At 68.6% G+C, this 730-nt stretch carries 1 protein-coding gene; it reads right to left on the bottom strand.

All coding sequences use genetic code 11. The annotated features are described in order from the left end of the window. Positions 1–357 precede the first annotated feature (357 nt). The coding region (locus Sru01_RS35155; RefSeq protein WP_203995286.1) for an NUDIX domain-containing protein at positions 358–730 on the bottom strand (373 nt) is incomplete at its 5' end.

Genomic DNA, 730 nt, shown 5'->3' with positions numbered 1-730 from the left:
GGGCTCCGTGGGTTCAGGCGGTCATCTCCGGGAATTACGCAACCGGCACCTCATCGTGTAAATACGGTGACGCTTGGCAGGGTGCCTCGTGGGCGTGCTTCGCCCCGACCCAGTCCAAGCCCTGCGGAACCTACGTCCAGAGCTTCGTGGACGTTGAGTGGCGGAACGCCGCCGGGGAGGAGGTCTACTCGAATAGTCACTATTCCCCCACGATCAAGACCTGCGCCACCTGAACCGCCTCCTCTCCGAGAACGGAGTGGGCCAGGCGGACGGGGGGTGCGTTCAGCAGGGAGTCACCGGGGCCCTTTCGGTGCGGCCGTCGGATCCGCCGTACCGGGCTGGACAGGTGCGGCGGCGCTACTGGTGGCCGTTTTCCAGCGGTCGGCCGTACTGCAGGTAGACGGTGCGGCCCGTCTCGACGGCGTGCATGCAGGCGTCGATGCGGCGCGCCATATGCGGGGCCAGGCGGGCGGTCCACTCTGGGCGGGTGGACCAGGCGACGGCGGACAGTTCCTCGTCGCAGGCGCGGACGGCGGCGGCCTCGGCCGGGCTGAAGACGCCGCCGTCGAACAGGAAGTTGATCAGCGGGGGTCGTCCGTCGTTCTGGGCGGGGACGAGGTCGATGGCCAGCAGCCGGCCTGAGGGAAGGTTCAGGCCGAGTTCCTCCTTCACTTCGCGGACAGCGGCTTGCCAGGGGTATTCGCCGTGCTCCAGGGCTCCGCCGGGGATT

It is taken from the genome of Sphaerisporangium rufum, assembly GCF_016863395.1.
Taxonomy (GTDB): domain Bacteria; phylum Actinomycetota; class Actinomycetes; order Streptosporangiales; family Streptosporangiaceae; genus Sphaerisporangium; species Sphaerisporangium rufum.
Note: the sequence above shows the minus strand (reverse complement) of the source record. Positions and strands in the feature narration are given on the sequence as shown.